We start from the raw sequence: 22,612 nt of genomic DNA, 5'->3' as shown, positions 1-22,612 counted from the left end.
CTGCTTTTTTTACATGTGCCCGTTAGGTTTGCAAAGATAAAATTATCTTTTTGATAATGAAGTATATCAACAAGAAATTGTTGTACGTTAATAAGTTAACCAATTATCTGATATAATATTATAACAATTTTCATATCAGTTTTTAGAAGATATATTTGCAACCTTGAAACCGGAAAAATTATAAATGCATGTGTGGTATAAACGGCATAGTTAAAAAAGTTGAAGCACTTGAGAAAGTGAAGACAGAGATTTCACACATGAACAACTGTATTATTCACCGTGGTCCGGATGATGATGGAAGTTTTTCTGATATTGCCGGGGGGAAGACTATTGGAATGGGAATGCGCAGGCTGTCTATCATTGATCTTTCAACAGGGAAACAACCTATATTTTCCCGGGATCGTAAAAAAGTAATTGTTTTTAATGGGGAAATATACAATTACCAAACGCTGAAAAAAGAGCTGATCAAAAATTTCAATCCCCATTTTTCTACAACCTCTGATACAGAAGTAGTACTTCACCTGTATGATCAGTACGGCATTGAAGCTTTTAATAAGCTTGATGGTATGTTTGCTTTCAGCATTTACGATATGTTGAAGCAGAAGATATATATTGTAAGAGATAAATTTGGAGAAAAGCCCCTGTATTATTCAAATAATACTGAACAGTTAATTTGGTCATCTGAGCTAAAAGCTATTCAACACATAAGTGGTTATAAACATCCCATATCAATAACAGGTCTGAATTTATTTTTCAGGCTTACCTACATACCTGCGCCATATACTATTTACGATGATATTTATAAACTGGAACCGGGTAACTACCTGGAATATGATTTAAAAGCCAATGAACTGCTTATGGCAAGATACGACCTCTGTGAACATTACCCACCTGGCGTAAATGTAACTTATGGTGATGCTGTTAAGCAAATTGAAGCTATGGTGTTTGAAAGTGTAAGGTCAAGATCAGTTTCCGATGTTCCTGTCGGAACTTTTTTATCAGGAGGAGTTGATTCCTCCATTGTGTCTTTATGTCTTTCAAAATCTTCATCAAAGCCTATTGATACATTTTCTATCGGATTTAAAGAAAAAGCTTTTGATGAATCCCCCAAAGCAAGAACTGTGGCTAAACTTATTAACAGTAACCATCATGAGTTTATCATTGACCAGGATGATTTATTTGACCAGGTAAACAATGTGGTACTTAATTTTGATGAGCCTTTTGCAGATTCATCAGCTCTGCCTTCATATCTTGTTGCCAGCAAGGCTAAAAGCACCGTTAAGGTAGTATTAACGGGCGATGGCGGAGATGAGGTTTTTGCCGGGTATAATAAATACTATATGGCGGAGTTTAACCGGAAATACACCTCTGTTGTTCCTGAATTTGTAAACAAAGGCCTGCTTAAAATAGCCGATGGCTTATTTGCTACCAGGAACGATAACCGGGGACTAAAATTTAAGATCAGGAAATTCATAAATGCTGTTGAATACGACAAAACATATTACTGGAATATTATTTCAATGGGATTTCCGGGAAAAACCATTGAGCCATTATTATTAAACGGATGGTTGTGCAGCGATGTATTTTCTTATTATAAAGAAAAAAGCGGTTTTGATGGGCCTGATAATATTACCGAGATGAGGAATATAGACAGGATGGTAAGCCTGGAGGGAGATATGCTTACAAAAGTAGACAGGGCCAGCATGCTCGCCTCGCTGGAATGCAGAGCGCCTTTTTTAAATCCTGTTATCTGGAATTATGCCAGCAGTCTTCCGGAAAAATTTCTTTTGAACAAAAGAAACAAGAAAAAAATTCTTAAAGACGCGTTTAGCAAATATTTTCCGGATGAATTTCTTAATTTAAAGAAACATGGCTTTGGAGTGCCTGTTGGCAACTGGCTTAGAGATTCTTTGAGAAGTGAGCTGCTTAAGTATACTGACCGGGATTTTGTGCAGGCGCAGGGTATTTTTAATCATGATTACATAAAGAAACTCGTAGATGGTCATATTTCACAAAAGGTAGACAACACTTTTAAAGTATGGTCATACTTTTGTTTCCAGATGTGGTATTCTCATAAATACAATATCGAATGACGAATCATAAACCTTTAAATTAATTTTCAAGACTTATAGATACAGACTTTAATACGTGTATGTTGAGACCCAAGTTAGTCAGAATAACAACAATTCCAGCTTCATTAAATTCATTACTGAAGAACCAGCTTAAGTATATGAATCAATACTATGAAGTTCATGCTGTTTCTAGCCCGGGAGAACGGCTGGAAGAAGTGAAGAAGAGAGAAGGTGTTTTTACACATGCCATATATATGACACGCACTTTATCTCCATTCCAGGACTTAAAATCATTATTTCAATTAATAAAATTAATAAGGAAAGAACGTCCATTGATAGTACATACCCATACTCCTAAAGCAGGAACATTGGGAATGCTTGCTGCAAAAATTTGCGGTATACCAGTTCGAATGCATACAGTAGCAGGGCTACCACTACTCGAAACTAAGGGGTTTAAGAGAACGCTTCTTAATACTGTTGAAAAAATAACCTATAGATGTGCTACGGGAATTTATCCTAATTCTTTTAAGCTAAAAGAAATAATTGTTCAGAACGGGTTATGCAAAGAGAGTAAACTGAAAGTAATAGGCAATGGCAGTTCTAATGGAATTGACAGTAACTATTTTGATCCGGCTAATATCAGCGAAACAACAAAACAGGAGTTAAAAGAAAAAATAGGACTAAAGGATGCAGATATTACATTCTGTTTTATAGGTCGTATTGTAAAAGATAAGGGAATAAAAGAGTTAATTAAATCGTTCGCCATAAATGCGGAAAAATACAGGAATATTAAGCTGGTACTGGTAGGTAGCGCGGAAAGAGCAATCGATCCTTTGGATAAAGAGACGGAACAGATTATAACATCGCACCCTCAAATTTATGCTGCAGGAGTCCAGGCAGACGTAAGACCCTTCCTGGCAGTTTCGGATATTTTTGTTTTTCCCAGTTACAGGGAAGGCTTTCCTAACGTAGTGCTGCAGGCAGGAGCAATGGGCATTCCAAGTATTGTTAGTAATATTAATGGCTGTAATGAAATTATTGAAAATAACGTTAATGGTATTATAGTTCCTGTAAAAGATGTACATGCTCTTACTGATGCCATGCGGTATTTAATAGATAATAAGGATGCGCGTCACAGGATAGCCTCTGCTTGCAGAAATATTATTGTTTCCCATTATAGCCAGGCATATATATGGGAACAAATTTTAGAAGAATATAAAAATCAATCAGCATAAGTATAATAACTTTAGGCTGCTATTTTAATAGCAATGATATAAAATATGTACAGGCATTTTTTCAAACCCCTTTTAGATTTTTTAATTGCATTGACAATTTTTTTAATTGTTTTTCCTATCTTTCTGCTAATTACAATACTCTTATCTTTCGCTAATCACGGAAAACCATTCTTTTTTCAGCAAAGACCTGGTAAAAATGAACGAATCTTTCGTGTAATCAAGTTCAAAACAATGAATGACAAGAAAGATAGTGCAGGAAAATTACTTCCGAATAATTTGCGTATTACCAAGATAGGTGGTTTTATCAGGAACACCTCTCTTGATGAAATACCACAACTTTTAAACGTGATAAAAGGAGATATGAGCCTGGTGGGGCCAAGGCCCCTGCTTGTTGAATATCTTCCATTATACAGCCCTACTCAAAAAAGGAGGCATGAGGTAAAACCCGGTATTACAGGTTGGGCACAGGTAAATGGCAGAAATGCCATTTCATGGGAACAAAAATTCGAGTATGATATTTGGTATGTTAACAATTGCTCATTTATGCTGGATATAAAAATCTTATGGCTGACCTTTATCAAGGTTTTCAAAAAGGAAGGGATAAATGCTGATGAAAACGTAACTATGCATCCTTTTACAGGCACCGTATGAAATTAATTCTATTGAATATTAAATTCTTAAATTGCCTCAAATGAAACTTTTTATAATTGGCTGTGGCAATGTAGGCAAATTTATAGCATACAACTTTAACTGTTTTGAAGTTAAAGGATTTGAAATAACAGGGTTTTTGGATGACGACGAAAAAAAATGGGGCACAATTGTAGCGGGATACCCCGTAATAGGGGGCATTCATCTCATTAATAACGAAACTGAAACTATTGGCTGCGTGGTAAGCATTGCAAATCCCATTACCAAAAAAGAAATTATCCAAAAAATAAGAATCAACAATATTGAGTACCCATCTTTAATTGCACCAAACAACTGGATATCAAATAACGTAACTATAGGTAAAGGAGTAATTATTTATCCTGGCGTATCGGTTAATTACAATGCTGTTTTAGAAGATTTTACAACCATAAACATGAATTGTGCTATAGGGCATGATTGCACGATAGCACAATATTCAACACTTGCCCCCGGCGTATCATTAGGCGGCTTCACATATATTGAAGAATGTGTGTCAATGGGTATAAATGCTGCTACTAAACAATCCATACGTATTGGAAAAAATACTGTAGTGGGTGGAATGTCTATGGTTATAAGAAATCTACCCGCCAGTATTACAGCAGTTGGTATTCCGTCCAGAATTATCAAATATCACTCTTAGGCATTTGCAATGGCTGCTATTAGTATGTAAATTTGCGGCACTATGCTCCAAAAAATATGGCTCTCTTCACCCCATATGGGTGGCTCTGAAAGAAAATTTGTTACACAGGCATTTGACGAGAATTGGGTAGCGCCACTCGGACCAAATGTAAATGGATTAGAAAAGGACATTGCGTCATTTCTCCATCCCGGAAATGAAAACAGCATTCACGTTGCCGCTTTAAGTTCCGGTACGGCAGCGCTTCATCTTGCTTTAATATTACTGGATGTAAAAGCAGGCGATGAAGTGATTTGCCAGAGCATGACCTTCTCGGCATCTGCTAACCCAATCGCCTACCAGGGTGCTACACCCGTTTTTGTAGATAGTGAAAAAGAGACCTGGAATATGTCACCCGAATTGTTGGAAATAGCAATTAAAGACAGAATCTCCAAAGGCAAAAAACCAAAGGCTATTATTCCTGTACATTTATATGGCATGCCGGCAAAAATGACCGAGATCAGCAACATAGCCGGCAAATATGAAATACCGGTTATTGAAGATGCGGCGGAAGCCCTGGGAAGTCATTTGAACGGGCAAAACTGCGGCACATTCGGTATTATAGCTGCATTATCATTTAACGGAAATAAAATCATTACCACTTCCGGCGGTGGCGCATTGGTTGCACATGATGCAAAGCTTGCAGAAAAAGCCAGATTCCTTTCAACACAGGCGCGTGATGCGGCTCCGCATTACCAGCATTCTCATATTGGCTATAACTACAGAATGAGCAATATATGTGCTGGTATAGGAAGAGGCCAGATGGAAGTATTAAATGACCGCGTGCTGCAGCGCAGAGCGAATTTTGACTGGTATAAAAAAGCACTCGCCAATATTGAAGGCATCAGCTTTTGTGAAGAGCCTCAAGGCTGCTATTCCAACAGGTGGTTAACCACAGTATTGATTAATCATCCTGCTAAAACCCGTGAAGATCTGCGCCTGGCTTTAGATGCTGTGAATATAGAAAGCAGACCTTTATGGAAACCCATGCACTGTCAACCCATTTTTAAAGATGCTCCTTTTTATGGAGATGGCACTTCTGAGGCTTTATTTAAAGATGGGCTCTGTCTTCCTTCAGGCTCAAATTTAAAGGATGAGGAAAGAGAAAGGATATTGCGGGAAATTAAGAAGGTGTTTGCTTAGAGTGTTTGTAGTTTGTGGTTTAGGGTTACGGGTTAATCAACTACAAACTATAAACAACAAACTTTTTTGTCCATTCACCTTAAGGCAGTTCTTTTATTTTAATATTTCGCCAGGCAACTTTAATACCGCCACCATCATGGATCTGCAAAGCAATAAAACCTTCGCCTTTACCAACTTTTTCATCTTTTAATGTGATCATTTCATGCCCATTGAGCCAGGTAGTAACTTCATCACCTACAACTCTTATGCGATAAGTATTCCATTCACCAAACTTCAGGTATTTGTCTTTTTCCGCTTCCGGTTTAATTAACCAGCCACGGCCGTAGGATTCATAAATGCCACCGGTATTGCTGCCCGGAGGCGCCACTTCAGCCTGCCAGCCACTGATCTTTACACCATCAATAGATGAACGGAAAAATACGCCGCTGTTGCCATTTGCACTTTGCTTAAACTCCAGCGTCAAATCAAAATTTTTATATCTTTTATCGGTAGAAAGATAACCATATGCTTTATCCGGGCCACTTTCGCAAATCAATAATCCTTTCTCTACATACCATTTTTCAGTACCATGAGCAGTCCATCCGGTTAAATCTTTACCATTAAAAATGGAAACCGATTTTTGTGCAGAAACACTGGTATTTACCATGAATGCAATCAATAAGAACAGAACTATTTTTTTCATCATCATTATTTTAATTACTAGCCTTTAAAACTTTTCCATCAAAATTTTCACATTTCCACATTTTCAAATTCCTTAATTACACCAGCATTGTCACCGGGTTCTCCAGGTATTTTTTAAATGTTTGAAGGAACGCAGAGCCAACAGCGCCGTCTACACTCCTGTGATCGCAGCTCAATGTTACTTTCATAAAATTAGATACGCCAAAGCCATCTCCTTTCCTCACTACAACTTCCTTAATTCTGCCCACAGCCATAATTGCGCTGTCCGGCGGGTTTATAATTGCGGTAAATTCATCAATATCCATCATACCAAGGTTCGATACCGTAAATGTATTTCCGCTGAATTCATTTGGCTGCAGTTTTTTGTTGCGGGCTTTGCCACTCAAATCCTTACTTTCAGCAGCAATCTGGCTCAATGATTTTTGATCTGCAAAACGTATAACCGGCACGATCAAACCATCTTCAATAGCTACAGCTACGCCAATATGCACATGATGCCATTGGCGGATAGATTCATTCATCCAGCTGCTGTTTACCGCAGGATGCTTTTTAAGCGCCATAGCCGCAGCTTTCACTACCATGTCATTAAAGCTGATCTTTACGGGACTTACTTCATTCATCTGCGCACGGGCAGCCATTGCATTATCCATATTTATCTCCATGGTGAGATAGAAATGCGGGGCGCTGAATTTGCTTTCGCTCAGGCGGCGGGCAATAACCTTACGCATCTGGCTAAGGCTGATATCCGTGTATCCTTCTGTTCCTGGTGCTGCGTTAAACTGAGCAACAGAAGCGGCCGCGGCAGGTGTAGCTTTGGTTGATGCGGCGGCAGGTGTAAAGTTGTCAATATCTTTTTTAATAATCCTTCCCCCATCCCCGGAGCCCTGAACCAGCTTAAGATCAACGCCTTTTTCCTGTGCTATTTTTTTAGCAAGTGGCGAGGCTTTCACCCTGCCATTATCCGAAGCCGCGCCTGTTGCCTCTTGTTCAGCAGGAGCTGGTGTTGAACCTGAAGCAGATGGTGTTTGCGTAGCGGCAGATGCCGTTTTATCACCAGCCTGCGGGCTTTTTAAAGAAGCCAGCAATCCATTAATATCTGTTCCCTCCTTTCCAACTATAGCAATAACATCATTCACTTTAGCAGCTTCACCTTCCGGAACGCCGGTATATAATAATGTACCGTCAGCATAGCCAACCACTTCCATGGTAGCTTTGTCGGTTTCTACATCTGCAAGGTTATCGTCGCTTTTTACTTTATCTCCTACCTTTTTATGCCACTGCACTATTTTTCCTTCTGTCATCGTATCACTCAACAGGGGCATCCTGATAACAGTAACGCCTAACTGCTCAGGAGTGACCGTTGCAGCAGGAGCAGCTTTGGGCTCCTCTTTTTTTGCTTCCTCCTGCTTAGGTGCAGCTTCAGCTTTAGAGGCTTCTGGTTTGGCAGCAGCACCTCCACCCAATACTGATTTGTAATCTTCTCCTTCTTTTCCAACAACGGCTATTACATCATCAACCTTTGCACTTTTGCCCTTTTCAACCCCTATATACAAAAGGGTTCCGTCGTTGTAGCTATCCAGCTCCATTGTTGCTTTGTCGGTTTCCACTTCAGCCAGCAAATCACCAGATTTTACTTTATCGCCTACTTTTTTATGCCATTCAACAATCACTCCCTCCGTCATTGTGTCACTCATTCTCGGCATTTTGATTACTTCAGCCATGGTATATAAGAAATTTTAGTTTTAAGATATCTTTTTGGAAGGTCGAAATTAAGGCAAAAACAGCAAAAGCCATGAAGCATATAATCTTTTCTGTATCCGGCATTGCATGCCCTGAACCGGCAGGATATTCTTTAATAATCCAGATCCATCTTAAGACGTTCTTTTAACTCCTTTATTAATGGATATTCTTCTGCCATTTTCATAAACTGCTCTTTGCTGCTCATGGGACGCTCTACCGGCACATTGGCTTCCGGATTTTCCCTAACCTGTATATTATAGGTGAGTGTGCGGTTATTGAAAAATAATTGCAGGTGCTCTATCAACATACCCCTCTCCTGCTCAATAAATTTTTGCTGGATATTGCTCTCAACTGTAATTTCAAAACTATTGCTTTCTATCACCCGTAGTTTAGCCAATCTGAAATTCGTAACAGCCGAATGATTCTTCTGCTCAGTAAGCTTTTCAATATATAAACCCCAGGCTTGTTCAAGGCTTTCTTCTGTTAAATCCTTAACCACGGCTGCCTGGGGCTGTCGCTGTGCTATCTGTTCCCTTATTTTAGACAAAGCGCCAAGCGTAGGTTTGGCTTTCTTTTCCTCAACAGCCCCGGTAATTGTTGCTGTTGTATTTGCTGCCTGCATTCTTTCTGCAGGTGCTGCAGCCTGGGTGCCGGATTGTGCGTTCTGCACTTCCTTAGCAATGGTAAGCCTGGCTTCGGGTGTATCAACTGCAGGAGCAGATTTTTCAATGGAAGATGCTTTTACGGGTAATGGTTTAATCTTCCTGAATGCAACAGGTTTTGTTGCATCAATCAGTTTTTTTTTAGCAGTACCGCCGCTTTCATTTACCAGTTGAACCGCCTGGGCCAAATAGGTAAGTTTGATGAGCGCTAATTCTGTATGCAATTTCTTATTTCTTGCGCCCCGATAATTTATTTCAGCCTCGTTCAGTACATTTAAAGCACTTATCAGCCATGAAACTGACAACTTTTTTGCTGCTTCTTTATACTTATCCTTAAAACTTTCCACTACTTCAAGCAATTCCGTTACGCGATCATCTTTACAAACCAGCACATTCCTGATGAATTCAGCAAAGCCATTCAAAACAATATCACCTTCAAATCCTTTCCGGTTAATATTATCATACAAAAGCAGGGCGGCCGCGGCATCCTGCTCCATCATCGCATCAACCAGTTTAAAATAATAATCAGCGTCTAATATATTCAGGTGTTCCAGTGTATTCTGGTAACTTAACTTTCCATTGGTAAAACTCACTATTTTATCAAGAATGCTGAGGGCATCACGCATACAGCCTTCGCTTTTTTGCGCTATAACCTGCAGTGCAGCTTTATCTGCGTTTATTCCTTCTTTACCGCATATTTCTTCAAGATGCTCAACTGTATCATTCGGGGTAATGCGCTTAAAGTCAAATATCTGGCAGCGCGATAATATAGTCGGTAGTATTTTGTGCTTCTCCGTAGTTGCCAGTATAAAAATGGCATATGGCGGTGGCTCTTCCAGTGTTTTCAGAAACGCGTTGAAGGCTGAAGAGCTGAGCATGTGCACCTCATCTATAATATATACTTTATACTTACCTGCCTGTGGAGCAAACCTCACCTGTTCTGTTAAAGTTCGTATATCATCAACGGAGTTGTTACTCGCCGCATCAAGCTCATGTATATTAAGTGAAGTACCTTCATTAAATGACACACAGGATGTACATTTGTTACAAGCTTCTCCATCTTTTTGAACATTCTCGCAATTGATGGTTTTAGCCAGGATTCTTGCACAGGTTGTTTTGCCCACTCCCCTGGGACCACAGAATAAAAACGCGTGCGCCAACTGGTTATTTTTGATCGCATTTTTAAGGGTGGTAGTAATATGCGCCTGCCCAACAACCGTATTAAAGGTTTGAGGACGATACTTACGCGCCGATACAATGAAATTATCCATATATGCAAATGTAAGGGAACTAACTAATGTGGAAATAAGGGAATATGGGAGTGTGGAAAGGTGGGGGAATTAATTTGAAAATAAGGTAAAAGGTGGAAATGCGGGGGAAATTAATTGAAACTGAAATACCGGCTCACCTTTATAAAAGAGTATATCCCATCAATTAAGTTCTCCTACTGAAAACCTATCTGCAATCAATACATTTCTACTTGTAAATTTCCCTTAAATGCGGCTACGAACAATATATTTCTTTTGCTTCATATGCATAATTGTTACCGGCAGTAAAGCACAATTAGTATTATCACCAACAAATACTGCAGATATCCCTTTTGTACAAGAATATCATATACCTCATTTTCCTAAAGGACTTAAAGATGCAAATATCAGGAGCATAGCTACCGATGATCAATCAAATATCTGGATGGCAACATCAGAAGGTATTTTTAAAAAGCATATTAATGGTACAGGCTGGGAAAAAGTAATAAGCGGTCTGGAAGACGGGCCTGCCTATACTGTACTATACGACCCTGCATCCGGTATTTGGGCCGGAACATGGAAGGGAGTTTTTCACTACAGGTATAATGCTTTCAAAAAAATGGCAGATACAAATGGGCCAGTCTCTGTGCTGTGTGTCGCAAAAGATGGTGTATATGCTTTCGGACCCAGGGATATATGGTTATGTACACCGGCGGCATCAACCAGGAAAGATATCCGCATTGCTAAATCGGTGCGCTCAGCAATTTCAGATGGGAATACAGGCGTATGGATTGGAACGGATGTAGGTCTATACCATTATACTCCTGGTTCTCTGAAATATTTTTTTGATACCACATACCTGATCAGCGCTTATATAAAAGGAGTGGCAATAAAAGGTAATGATGTGTGGGCAGGCGGTTTGGGAGGTGTAACCATTTTAAACGGCTACAATAAAAAGAAAACATTAAGGACTGCCGATGGATTATCTTCTCAATATGTGAACTGTGTTGCTGTTGCACCGGATAGCTCAGTATGGGTTGGTACAGATGTGGGCATTGTTCGTTTTCATAATAACGGAAGTAAATCTCTTCGCTTCAGCCGTAGATGGCTGCTTAACGACAAGGTGAATCAAATAACATTTGATAAGGAAGGAACAGCATGGATTGCTACACAGGAAGGTGTAAGCGCCATTCACAGCAAGCTGATGACACTCGCCGAAAAAGAAAAATATTTTTATGATGTTACCATGCAGCGTCATGTTCGTGAGCCGTGGATCGTTGGGCAATGCCGTTTGCCCGATCCCAATGATGTAACAAGATGGGAGCCGGAGGATGATGATAATGACGGTGAATATGGCGGTAACTATCTTGCTATGGAATCTTTTCGCTATGCAGTAACAAAAAATACTGATGCAAAGGAAAAGGCAAAGAAGATGTTTGATTTTTTAAAACTGCTGGAGGAAATAACAGAGACGGATGGTTTTTTTGCAAGAACGATTGTGCCTGCATCGTGGGGAGATAATGTACACGATAAGAATTTAAAATATACTGATAAAGCATTAGCTGAGGAACTGGTGAAAGAGCCGAGATTTAAGCCTGTGGAAATGCGCTGGCGTAAATCGAAAGACGGTAAATGGTTATGGAAAGGTGATACCAGCAGTGATGAATGGTGCGGTCATATGATGGGTTACTTTTTTTATTATGAACTGGTGGCAGACAAAAAGGAAAAACAAGTGGTAGCAAAGCATGTAGCAAAACTTGTTGATCATCTGATCAGGAACAATTTCAACATGATTGATATTGACGGACAGCACACCCGTTGGAGTGTGTGGAGCCCGGATAACCTTAACCGTGATCCTGAATGGATGCCTGACAGAAATCAGAACGCTATGGAGATGCTTAGCTTTTTAAAGCTGGCGCATTACATGACAGGCAATAATAAATACCAGCAACATTACCTGCGGCTGATTAAGGATGAGCATTACCTGGAGAATATGAAAAAAATACAGCAGCAAAATCCCGCATGGTTTATTTATTTTGATGTTGTGTTACAAATGTACTTATATCCCATCCTGCTGCATTGTGAAAAAGATCCGGAATTATTGCAGTTTTATCAATCGCATTTTGCCACCTGGATGGTGGCAAGAAAGGATGATAAAAATCCATTGATCAATTTCTTTTACAGTTACGCTACCCATAAAAAAACTGAATTGCCTGCATCCATTGAATTTTTAAAAGATACGCCGCTCGATTTGGTTAACTGGGGGATTGATCACAGCAAAAGAGAAGATGTGCAAATGGTTCGCGTGCCGGTGCTGGATGACTTACAGGTTAGCGAATTACCGCCTGCAAGCATACGCGCTACGGTACGTTGGGATAAAAATCCCTGGACTGCTGTTAATGGTCAAACCAATACGGAAAGGGAACCGGTATTCTGGTTGCTGCCTTACTGGATGGGAAGATATTTGAATATGATTGAATAAATAATACCTCCCGTCTTTCCTGAAGAAGGAGAGGCTGTGTTAGAGCAGTATCTGATATATTATCGCCGCCAACACTCCTGCGAAAAGCGTATTGAGAAAATTCACGGTATTATTGTTTATCTGATGTTTTCTTTCTAATGTAGCGCCTAATACAGAATCAAGGATATTGCCTGCTGTGCCGCAAATAATAATGATCAGCACATACATATTCCATCCATAATTAAAGCCATATATGGCGGCAATTAGTATGCTGCCTCCCAGTCCAAATAAAAAGCCTTCAATACTCACTACCCCATTTAATCCACGTTCATCTTTTTTGAGGGTAAGTATATTGTAACACTTTCTTCCATAAACATTTCCCATCTCGGATGATACTGTATCAGCAATGGCTGAAGAAAAGCACGCCGCAATAATTAATACAGATAATGGATATGAAATAATATCCAGCAAAAACAAAACTCCTGTTAACGCCGGTACGCCTGCGTTGGCTAAAACCTGGTTTGCTGTGCGTGTGCCACGCTTGTTTTCTGCCAACCCGTTTTTAAATTTTTGAGAAGACTTCCAACCTGTAGCAATAACGCCGCTAATAAAAAATGTTGTCATCATAGCAATGCCTGTATAGCCTGCTCCTGCAAATATTAATAGTGCGAGTATACAACCTGTAAATGCTGCAGCCCAGGTAAGTTTTTTTAATACTGCTGATAATAAGCCACCGGAAAGAATTAGTGTAATCAATACCGGGTGTTCACATACTAACCTCCACATTATTTTATGAATAAGTTATTGTGTCACTTCAAAACTGAATGTATTTCTTCCGGCTTTTCCATCCGTAGTAATACCTTCAATCACTCCTATGTATTTCCCTTTCATATCGCTGGTGTAAAACTGTAGTTGTGTTTCCCCGTTTTTGTTGGTAGTTACATCAGGGTTCCAGTATAAAAGATTCCTGAAATCAGCAAGCCGGCTTTTTCTTTGTTCTTCAGTATCATAAGCAGGCATATAAAATTCTCTCTGCAATTGAATACCGTCAAAATCTACAATCACCGACCGCGGATCCATTTCAAATTCTTCCAGGTTTCCCTTGTAAGTAATAAAATTAACAATGCCGTCTAATACTAATGGACCATAATAATACCGCCGTGTAACAACCTCGATCTTTCTTACTTTCAAAGGATCGTAGCTCATTATTCTGTCCGCATCCTGCACAGGCACTCCATCTAACAACAGGAGCGGGCTATCTTTGAATAGCCTTTTATTTTGAATATCAAAAGCGGCAAGCTTGAATTTACGATTAGCCCTGCTCACAATAACACCGGGAATATATTCACGCAATACCTCTTCCATGGTTGTAAACCGGGTATAATCATCAAGCATATAACGCTCGTCTGGCTTTCCATAAAATGTTGAGGTATCAATATCCGGTAAATTATATTTCCGCAACATGTCGGCAGCGTATTTTCTCTGCAGTTGTGCATTGATACTGCTTGTTTCCAAAGCACTTTTTAAACCCGGGGATATATTCAAATCCGCCAGTGTGTTTGTTGTGAATTTTCCTGAAAAAGGAGTGTTGACTTCAATATTATAAAAATGCTTATCAGTTTCCTGGGCTTGTAATACCAGTTCACCTGGGCCTACAACATTCTTTGTGTAGAATTGTATATTACCATTCTTGTCTGACTGGGAAGCATAAAATTGTGTGTATAAACCAGGTACTGAACCAAATACTATTGCGTCCCGGAAAGGTCTTTTTGTAGCGCTGTCTATGATTTTTCCGGTTATTATCTGTCCTTCAAATTCCGGCAAAAATTCAAACAGGGGCTTTTTGTTTTGCTGAATATTATCCCATTTAAATCTTCTCCATCCATGCGTGAGCATGAGGTTATCTAATTGCCTGGTGGTTACATCATTGATATTATTGAAGTAGTATAATGGATTTTCAATATTCCCTGTAAGATCAGCATTTAACCATAAGTAGCTGTATATATCTGTTGTTTTTTCCTTCTGTAAATCATCTGCCCTGTAAACAGACAGAGACATATTTGCAGGCACGGATTTATTATCAGCATCAGCTGAAATGATTGTTAAAGCTGCTTTTCTCCTCGCAGAATACTGCTTTGCATCTAATGATAGCCCGATATTAAGTTTTTGAGCAGGGCGTTTAAAATATAGTCTTTCACAAACAGGTCTGCGTTCGTTATTGAATATGGTAAAATGTGTTATGCCATCATTCAATTGGCTTTCATCTACGATAAACTGCGCTACTCCTGAACGCATCAAAGCTTTTTGTACAGACTTAATAACACCTCTGGTATGGGCAAATAAATACAACGCTTTACCATTTTCAGGATCCCCGGGCATACATTTTACAGCGATTGCTATCTGACCTGAAGATGTTTTGGTCAGCCGCAAGGCTAATCCTTCGGCTGCAGGTGGTATAGCTTTCCTTGCAATTTCTTTTCCCAATGTATCAATAATATGCGCTACATATGAATGCCCTTTTAAAGGTGTAAACAAAAATGTACCTATTCCTGCATGTTGCGGGGAAAAAAGAACAATGCTATCATTTCCATCCGTTACAATGCCTGTGCATTTGTTTAGTCCTGCGCCGTTCTTATCTGTTATTGTAAACCCTATATTATTTTCTGTTTCCTGCACAAGATTTCCACCTTCAGGAAAAAAGGTTATATCATAAAAAGGTATTGTGTCAATTACAGGCAGCATGGCCGAAGAAGCAGTATTTACAATTGTAACCGTACTTTCAAAAAAGAAAGCCGGGTCAAAATTTTTCATCCAGTTGGTATAGCACCGTATTTTATAATTGCCTGAGGGAATATTTGCAGGCAGGTAAAATGAGCCGTTGCCGGTTCCTTCTGTTATACCTGTTTTAGCCTGCAGCAATACATTGTTGTTTTTATCGATAAGCTCAGTATAAGCAATCTTACTCAGGTTGCTCAGGTGATGTTTTACGGCATCAGTAATATATGTTTTAAACCAGATTATTTCACCTGATAAATAAAAATTTCTATCTGTATGCAGATAGATTTTTTCAGTAAATGCCTGTTGGCTATACTGGTTGAATTGCTGGCTGATCACCCCGGTAAAATCTCCCTGTGCTAAAGCTCTTTGGAAGAAAAAACAAAAGCAAAACAGGAGATACCTAAAATTTCTTTTTCCCTGCATTAGTATAATTGTTCTGTCGTAATATTTTTTTACCAAAAATCAGGTTTTTCATGTACGCCCCTCAACCTGCAATCTACACAGTATACCGCAGCGCCCTTATACCTGGCGATCACAGGCCCCGAACCTTCTTCTGTTGTAGGTATGTACGCGTTTCCTGCGAAGGCATCAGCCAAACTGTCAAGATCGTTCTTTATGGAAACCTCTTCGCAACTAAACCGGTATTTCCAGTCTTGCACCTGGGAGCGTTCTATAAATATTCTTTTTTGTACAGAAGTGCTGCTGTATACATATCCTAATACAATTTCCTTTGCGTCATCCACGCAGTGAACATTGCCATTGCTTGTGGAAGGCTGGGGATCAAATATGGAACCCAGTTGTTCTGAATTCTTTTTCATGTTTTCAAGATACTCGTATGCGCCTTTACTCAAAGCACGTTGCTTTACCAGCACACTATATCTTTTTTGAAGCTTCCACGAAGCTTCAGGAATAAGTATCAGCGGGTAGAGGTAAATAATATCTTCACTGAGCTTTGCAGAAGAACCTACAATAATTTCAGTGGAAATATTCGATTGCCAGCAACGGTATAATGAATCTCCATTGGTTCTTCTTACCATTACACTATCCGGGTCCGGACTGCCGGTATATTCCCAGTTGGAATAAAAAGCTGAATAGAATTCCCAGGTTTCATGATAGTTCCATGCATAGTACGTTGTACTGTTTTGCGGATCATGCGTGTTGGCATATATCTGAACGCCATCAGCTGTTCTTGCCCAGCTTATGCTATCAATGGCAGGTGTTTGTTTAATGTCTACATAGTCTGACAAATATGATTTGCCATTGCCGGTTGATATATTAAGCCTGTATTGCTGCGTTTGGTTGAGTGAGAAAGGTCCGCCTGCATATGTGCCGGGATTGATCTCATTCAGATAAAAAGATTGACCGTCTTCTCCTTCAATATATACTGTCGCATTGCTTTCGTTCTTAATGCTTGTTGTATCTGCCGAACTAACTGTTCTGGTAAGCCGTATAAAGGTAGAGTCGTTTCCTCCGTCAATATATCCTTCTACAACAAGATAGCTTTTGTCAATCAGCGTTTTGGGTAATGCATATTTTTCTTTGCAGGTAACTGAAAAGAAAAATAAAATAATAATCATAAAATATTGCGGTCGCGATATGTAATATTTTCTCTTCATCAAAATCTGATATTAAAATTGGCATATAATATAGCTGCACCAAAAACAGATAGCTTATATCCGTTGATGATGCCATCCTCCGAAACAAAGTATACAGAGTAAGGATTTTTCCTGCCAAGAAGGTTATATACTCCGAATGTCCAGGAATTATGTGTTTTCTGTTTTACTTTATGATTACCTTCTAAATTCATCGAAAAATCCATGCGGAAATAATCGGGTATGCGATAGGCGTTCCTGTCGGAATATAAAGCCCTGTAGCTTCCTTCATAATAATATCTGCCAATGGGAATTGTAATGGGACGGCCTGTACTATAGGTAACATTCATTGAAAGGCTGAACCGGTGCGAAAACCTGTAATTTCCAATAGCGGTTACCTCATGTGGCTTATCATAGTTGGCAGGATAATAATCACCATTGTTAATAACCTGTCCTTTGGTAGAATCGTTCATCCTGAGAAAAGTGCGTGACCATGTATAACTTACCCAGCCATTAAGCTTACCGGTTAATTTCTTAATCATTAACTCAACACCATATGCTTTACCTACCGTATTAAATACATCTGTTTCAATATGATCGTTTAATACAAGCCTGGCGCCGCTTTTAAAATCCAGGAAATCCTTTAATCTTTTATAATAAGTTTCTACAGAAGTTTCAATGGTGTTTGATTTAAAATTCTTATAAAAACCAATGGAGAACTGATCTCCGTATTGTGGTTTAATGTTAGGGTCACTTAGCTTCCATATATCGGTTGGTGCAATAGCTGTTGTGTTAGAAAGCATATGTATATACTGCCTTAATGAATTATACCCGGCTTTCACAGAGAAATTATCGGTTATGGCATACCGTAATGAAAGGCGGTATTCAGGTCCGAAATATTTATTGATGAATTTTCCCTTATTGTATTGAAGGGTATCAGTGATATTACCGGTTTCTTTAGGCAATCCATCAGCGTATTGATATATGGTTTTTGGCCCCATATAATTATATAATGAAAAACGAATACCCGCCTGAACAGATAATGAAGAGGTGATATTATACTTTTCAGTGAGATACGCAGCACTTTCCAATGCCTGTTCTTTTGTCACAACATCAGGTACTACAAGTGATTTATCTCCCCTCGGTTGAAATGAGCCGGGGTGCAGGGTATAATATATTGAGCTTAAACCAAAGTCAAGTGTATGCTTTGAATTTACAAAATAGTTGAAGTGGATTTTTGCATTACTCTGGTTGATATCAAACTTCATATCGTAAGCATTAACAGGGTTTTTTTCGCTGTAAATGGTATAACCATAAGAATCATATCCTGTGCTAACTATACTTTGAAGCTTATTGTTGAAAACATGCTTCCATTTAAGAACGATATTTTTATTGCCATAACCATATACCGTATCGCTGTTAAGATTAAAGCGATCATTGCTCATATAGGCAGTTAAATACAAGTCGTTTTTATCGTTGATTTTATGACTGAGCAAGACGTTTATATCATAAAAAGACGCCTTACTTTTTTTGTATTCAGCGGGAAGAAATTGCATTAACCAGTTGGCATAAGTAATACGGCCGCCAACAATAAATGAGGTTTTATCTTTAATTAACGGACCTTCTATATTAAGCCTGCTGGTTAATAAACCAATTCCTGCTGAGCCTGTGATTTTTTTCTTGTTCCCCTCACGGCTTACTACATCCAGCACAGAAGATAATCTTCCTCCATATTTTGCAGGAATACTGCTTTTATATAATTCAACACTGCTGACTACATCAGGATTGAATGCCGAAAAGAAGCCAAAAAAGTGGGAAGGATTATATACGGTTGCATCATTAAACAAAATAAGATTTTGATCTGCAGAACCTCCGCGTACATTAAAGCCTGTACTGGCTTCACCAACTGTTTTAACGCCTGGCAGGGTTTGTATTACACGTAATATGTCCGCTTCTCCAAAAACAACCGGGATCTGTTTGATCGTTTTTATATCTACCTTTTCCACCCCCATCTGAAGGCTGTTAATATTCGCTGCTTTTTTTGCTGATATTATTACTGCTTTTAATGATAAGACATGATCTTTCATATCTACATTCAAAGTGCCATCGCCATATAGCATTACCTGTCTCCAGGTATCTTTTTTACCCAGGCTTTGAATATTGATTAAGTGCCTGCCTTTGGGGAGTGTAATAGAATAATACCCGAATTGATCGGCATTAACGGAGATCTTCAGCTTTTCAACAAATACTGCGGCGCCGGGTATGGGTTCGCCAGTACTGATGTCTTTAACATATCCAGCCAGCTTTGCTGTGCCGCTTAATGGCGCCGATGTTTTTATGCCTACCTCAAATAATTTATTTTCAGGGGTTGTGGTCTGCGGTTTTGAATCTTCTTCAATAGAAGTTATTATATATTTCACTTTGCTTCCTGTATCAGTGCTGACTGCTTTTGCTACAAAAAAGGCTTCCGGCAATTCGGTTTCAACCGGCGAACCTTTGGTAATAAATAAAAGATTATTATACAGGGTATATTTATATATTGAATCGCCTATGGCTGATGCAAGCACTTTTGTAACAGGTTGTTCTTTTACACTAATGTCAATTTTAAGTGTATCAAAGCCGGTAGTGTCGTAATAAAAAGTCAAACCTGTTTTCTTTTCTAGCTCAGCAACAAATTCCTTTGCCCGCATATTATAGAAGTCGCCGCTTACAAGCACTTCTTTTTGTTGTGCCGAAGCAGCAGTACCCGCTAGCAACAAAAAAAGTGTTAGGATAGATAGTAAAGATGACTTCATGTTAATGATTTGCATTTTCATACTGTTGCAGCATCAGCTTCATTGCTGTTTCTCTTTGTTTGCGGAATTTAATACGCTGTTTTCTCAATGCCTGTTTGTAATCGAATTTTTTATCTTTCAAAACTTTTAGTACAGACGACTGGTTATATACTTCATGAAATGTGTTATCCTTATAAATAAAATAGCGGTTATTTGAAAAAACCCTTCGCTCAACCTGCATATCCGGTATAAATTCCTGTATTGTTTTTATGCGTTTGGCATAAAGCTTAATCTGCCCGTTATACAATACTTCATAATAGCCATTCTTTACATTACCCTGTATTGTACTGTCTTTTCCCAGGTGAAGAAATGGTCTGCCGAGAATATTGAATTCATCAACCTTACTTTTTATAAGTTGTATATGAAAAACTTTATTATAGTGCTGTATAACAAGCTCATCCTTTACAATATCATATAGCATAGGCACATTCCTGTATAGCATGCCATCATAAAAAACAGCGCCATCCATCAATTTAGTAGTATCAAGGTAGGGATGCCCATCCTTAAGAAGGTGTACATATACTGTATATTCACTGCCATTATACAATCCGGATTGTATACCAAGCGAATTGTAGTATAGCTGAACTGGATTTTTTCGTTGCTGCGCTACTAACGCGCTGTCCGGATTTTGTCCTTGTGAAATAGCCGGAATGGCAGTATAAAAGAAAAAAATTATAAGTATTGTTTGCAATATTCTCATGCAGGACGGTCTGAATTTATCATGAAAAATAAACCTAATTTCTGTTATAGCCAACAGATATATACAAATGGTTTATTTTACTATATACAGACAACCCAATAGCACAATACGTTGCGCTTATTGCATAGCTTTTTTAAAATGGCTGATTTTTTTACAACGAAACCGCCATATGCACCATTATCCTGTTACCTGCTTTTGCAAATCCGTTGGCCAGATTTTGTGACAACGGAGTTTGCCAGTTAGCACCAATGCTTATTTTAGAAAATGCTGTTTCAATACCTGCTGTGCCCATTAAAATATTTCCACCTGAAACATCTACCCGGTATTTCCCATCTAAATCTTTCTGAGCCGTTTCATACTGGATTCCTGCATTTGGGGCCAGCATTAATTTATTCAGAATTCTGAACTTATAATATACCTGAGTACTGAGGTTAAGTTTATTGCCATAGGTATAATCATATTTATTGGTTGTATTGATTTTATAACTCGCAGTAGCGTTTATACCAGCATCCTGCAGGCGAAGATCATACATGGCATGTGCGTTAAAATCTGTGCTGCCGGTACCAAGTTGAAAAAGATTTGTATTATTATTACTGCTTTCCTTATCAGAAGGATTGTATTTACCTGCTGGCAATTTTACGCCTGCACCCAGCCATAAACTTTGTATCAGCAATTTATTATTGTTCAGTGTTTTTCTTTTATTAAGTAATTGATAATATCCGGAAAGCGTTATATCGCCAATGCCATTTTTTGTATGCGTTATTCCCTGGTTAATGCGTTCATTAAAATTATAGGGAACGGTTACCATTACACGCAGATTTTTGGTAATATTCCAGCCTCCCCATAATTCAGCTGTGCGGTAATGCTCCCGGCTGGTTAAATAAGTATTTACACCATCAGAGCCAATATGTGTAAGTAAGGAGCTGTACCTGTACCGTACACCAAAAATCTTGGTATTGAATTCTGGTAATATGCCAATATATGAACTGCCTACTCCGCAACCACATATATCGCATGCCAAAACCTGCAATGACACGGAGAGCAGCAATAATATGCTGATCATTATTTTTTTCATTGTTCTGAGAGTTTTTTGTCTTTTAAAAATGATGGATCGTCAAGTGTTTTTAAGAACACAAGGAGATATTTCTTTTCCTCATCGGTTAACCGTATGCCCGGAATAGTTTCTTTTTTAAGCAGGGGATCAAGGGTTGCTGACTGCTGAACTTTGCTGTTATAATGCTCCAGGGCAGCATCAAGCGTATAAAATCTTCCGTCGTGCATATAAGGTGCTGTATATCCCAGGTTTCTGAGGCTGGGCACTTTAAAGGTGTATGCATCCTGGTCGTTTAGCGTAACCAGTTGGCGCCCTTTATCATCAAGAGCAGTAGGCGTCAGTCCGTTATTTCTGAAGCTATTATCGGTAAACAAAGGCTCTGTATGACAGCTATTACATTTCTGCTGAAAAATTTTGTACCCGTTTTGCTCTTCCTCAGTAAAAGCTTTTCCTTCACCGCGCTTCACACTATCATATTTTGCATTGCTGCTTACACACATCAGCATAAACTGTGAAAGTGCTTTAAGCACAGCAGCCGTGGTTATTTCCTGCTCACCAAAAGCTTTATTAAATAATGATGGATAGTCAGCACTCGCTTTAAGTTTCTTCAGCACGTTTTCCATTGTTTCATCCATCTCCACATGGTTGGTAAGTGGCGCTACGGGTTGCAGATCAAGATCAAATACACCGCCATCCCACATAAAAGAATTATACCACGCAAGATTCATAATAGCAGGCGCATTTCTTGTTCCCAGTTTATCATCAATGCCATGACTCACATTATGACCATGATGTGAAAATGCGGATGTTTGTATATGACAGCTTCCGCAACTGATGGTACTGTTCCTCGACAGTAAAGGGTCGTAAAATAATTTGCGTCCTAATTCAAACTTATTTTGCGTGATTTCATTGGTGGAGAAATGATATGCCGGTTCAGGAAAGTTTGCAGGAGTTTGAAAACCTGCAAACCGTTCTGTTATTGCATCTTTATTACAGGCATATATAACCGAAATAAGTATAATTATGCTCAGCCAATATTTCCTGGTCATG

At 38.9% G+C, this 22,612-nt stretch carries 16 protein-coding genes; 6 read left to right on the top strand and 10 right to left on the bottom strand.

Going from position 1 to position 22,612, the window contains the following annotated elements:
• Nucleotides 1-188: 188 nt before the first annotated feature.
• The 5 genes from asnB to DC498_RS20785 all read left to right on the top strand — a co-directional run bounded on the left by asnB (nucleotide 189) and on the right by DC498_RS20785 (nucleotide 5,813).
• A complete protein-coding gene (gene asnB / locus DC498_RS20805; protein ID WP_116876093.1) occupies nucleotides 189-2,093 on the top strand; it encodes an asparagine synthase (glutamine-hydrolyzing) in 1,905 nt (634 codons plus the stop codon).
• A 137-nt stretch (nucleotides 2,094-2,230) separates the two neighbouring features.
• Nucleotides 2,231-3,307, top strand: coding sequence for a glycosyltransferase family 4 protein (locus DC498_RS20800; RefSeq protein ID WP_240628064.1), 1,077 nt, complete (start codon nucleotides 2,231-2,233; stop codon nucleotides 3,305-3,307).
• Nucleotides 3,308-3,352: 45 nt separating this feature from the next.
• Nucleotides 3,353-3,958, top strand: coding sequence for a sugar transferase (locus DC498_RS20795; RefSeq protein WP_116876091.1), 606 nt, complete (start codon nucleotides 3,353-3,355; stop codon nucleotides 3,956-3,958).
• Between the two features lie 40 nt (nucleotides 3,959-3,998).
• On the top strand, nucleotides 3,999-4,634 hold the full coding sequence (locus tag DC498_RS20790; protein ID WP_116876090.1) for an acetyltransferase: 636 nt from the start codon (nucleotides 3,999-4,001) through the stop codon (nucleotides 4,632-4,634).
• Between the two features lie 42 nt (nucleotides 4,635-4,676).
• Nucleotides 4,677-5,813, top strand: coding sequence for a DegT/DnrJ/EryC1/StrS family aminotransferase (locus DC498_RS20785; RefSeq protein ID WP_116876089.1), 1,137 nt, complete (start codon nucleotides 4,677-4,679; stop codon nucleotides 5,811-5,813).
• 79 nt (nucleotides 5,814-5,892) lie between these two features.
• Here the strand turns inward: DC498_RS20785 and DC498_RS20780 are convergent, their stop codons facing one another.
• The 3 genes from DC498_RS20780 to DC498_RS20770 all read right to left on the bottom strand — a co-directional run bounded on the left by DC498_RS20780 (nucleotide 5,893) and on the right by DC498_RS20770 (nucleotide 10,167).
• Nucleotides 5,893-6,495 carry a 3-keto-disaccharide hydrolase gene (locus DC498_RS20780; protein WP_116876131.1) on the bottom strand — a complete coding sequence of 201 codons (603 nt, stop codon included), beginning with the start codon at nucleotides 6,493-6,495 and terminating at the stop codon, nucleotides 5,893-5,895.
• Nucleotides 6,496-6,571: 76 nt separating this feature from the next.
• Complete coding sequence (locus tag DC498_RS20775; protein ID WP_116876088.1) at nucleotides 6,572-8,215, bottom strand: pyruvate dehydrogenase complex dihydrolipoamide acetyltransferase; 1,644 nt, start codon at nucleotides 8,213-8,215, stop codon at nucleotides 6,572-6,574.
• 131 nt (nucleotides 8,216-8,346) lie between these two features.
• Entirely contained in the window at nucleotides 8,347-10,167 is a 1,821-nt protein-coding gene (locus DC498_RS20770) for a DNA polymerase III subunit gamma/tau (protein ID WP_116876087.1), read from the bottom strand.
• A 226-nt stretch (nucleotides 10,168-10,393) separates the two neighbouring features.
• Between DC498_RS20770 and DC498_RS20765 the strand changes: the two genes are divergently transcribed.
• On the top strand, nucleotides 10,394-12,625 hold the full coding sequence (locus tag DC498_RS20765; protein WP_116876086.1) for a ligand-binding sensor domain-containing protein: 2,232 nt from the start codon (nucleotides 10,394-10,396) through the stop codon (nucleotides 12,623-12,625).
• Nucleotides 12,626-12,664: 39 nt separating this feature from the next.
• Here the strand turns inward: DC498_RS20765 and DC498_RS20760 are convergent, their stop codons facing one another.
• From DC498_RS20760 to DC498_RS20730, 7 genes are all read right to left on the bottom strand, one after another.
• Nucleotides 12,665-13,390, bottom strand: coding sequence for a DUF92 domain-containing protein (locus DC498_RS20760; protein WP_116876085.1), 726 nt, complete (start codon nucleotides 13,388-13,390; stop codon nucleotides 12,665-12,667).
• A gap of 15 nt (nucleotides 13,391-13,405) precedes the next feature.
• Nucleotides 13,406-15,841, bottom strand: a complete 2,436-nt coding sequence (locus tag DC498_RS20755; protein ID WP_116876084.1) for a hypothetical protein — start codon at nucleotides 15,839-15,841, stop codon at nucleotides 13,406-13,408.
• Entirely contained in the window at nucleotides 15,835-16,998 is a 1,164-nt protein-coding gene (locus DC498_RS20750; protein WP_116876083.1) for a DUF4249 domain-containing protein, read from the bottom strand. Before DC498_RS20750 ends, DC498_RS20755 begins: the two co-directional genes overlap by 7 nt.
• The gene (locus DC498_RS20745; protein ID WP_116876130.1) at nucleotides 16,998-19,769 is read right to left on the bottom strand and encodes a TonB-dependent receptor; all 2,772 of its coding nucleotides are present in this window, start codon (nucleotides 19,767-19,769) and stop codon (nucleotides 16,998-17,000) included. Before DC498_RS20745 ends, DC498_RS20750 begins: the two co-directional genes overlap by 1 nt.
• A 1-nt stretch (nucleotide 19,770) precedes the next feature.
• Complete coding sequence (locus DC498_RS20740; protein WP_116876082.1) at nucleotides 19,771-20,508, bottom strand: hypothetical protein; 738 nt, start codon at nucleotides 20,506-20,508, stop codon at nucleotides 19,771-19,773.
• A 151-nt stretch (nucleotides 20,509-20,659) separates the two neighbouring features.
• Nucleotides 20,660-21,583 (bottom strand): transporter, encoded by a 924-nt coding sequence (locus DC498_RS20735; protein ID WP_116876081.1) that lies wholly within the window; start codon nucleotides 21,581-21,583, stop codon nucleotides 20,660-20,662.
• The gene (locus DC498_RS20730; RefSeq protein WP_116876129.1) at nucleotides 21,580-22,611 is read right to left on the bottom strand and encodes a cytochrome-c peroxidase; all 1,032 of its coding nucleotides are present in this window, start codon (nucleotides 22,609-22,611) and stop codon (nucleotides 21,580-21,582) included. Before DC498_RS20730 ends, DC498_RS20735 begins: the two co-directional genes overlap by 4 nt.
• Nucleotide 22,612 lies beyond the last annotated feature (1 nt).

It is taken from the genome of Terrimonas sp. (genome assembly GCF_003075435.1).
Lineage (GTDB): Bacteria > Bacteroidota > Bacteroidia > Chitinophagales > Chitinophagaceae > Agriterribacter.
The sequence above is the reverse complement of the archived record's forward strand: the minus strand, read 5'-3'. Positions and strand labels throughout refer to the sequence as shown.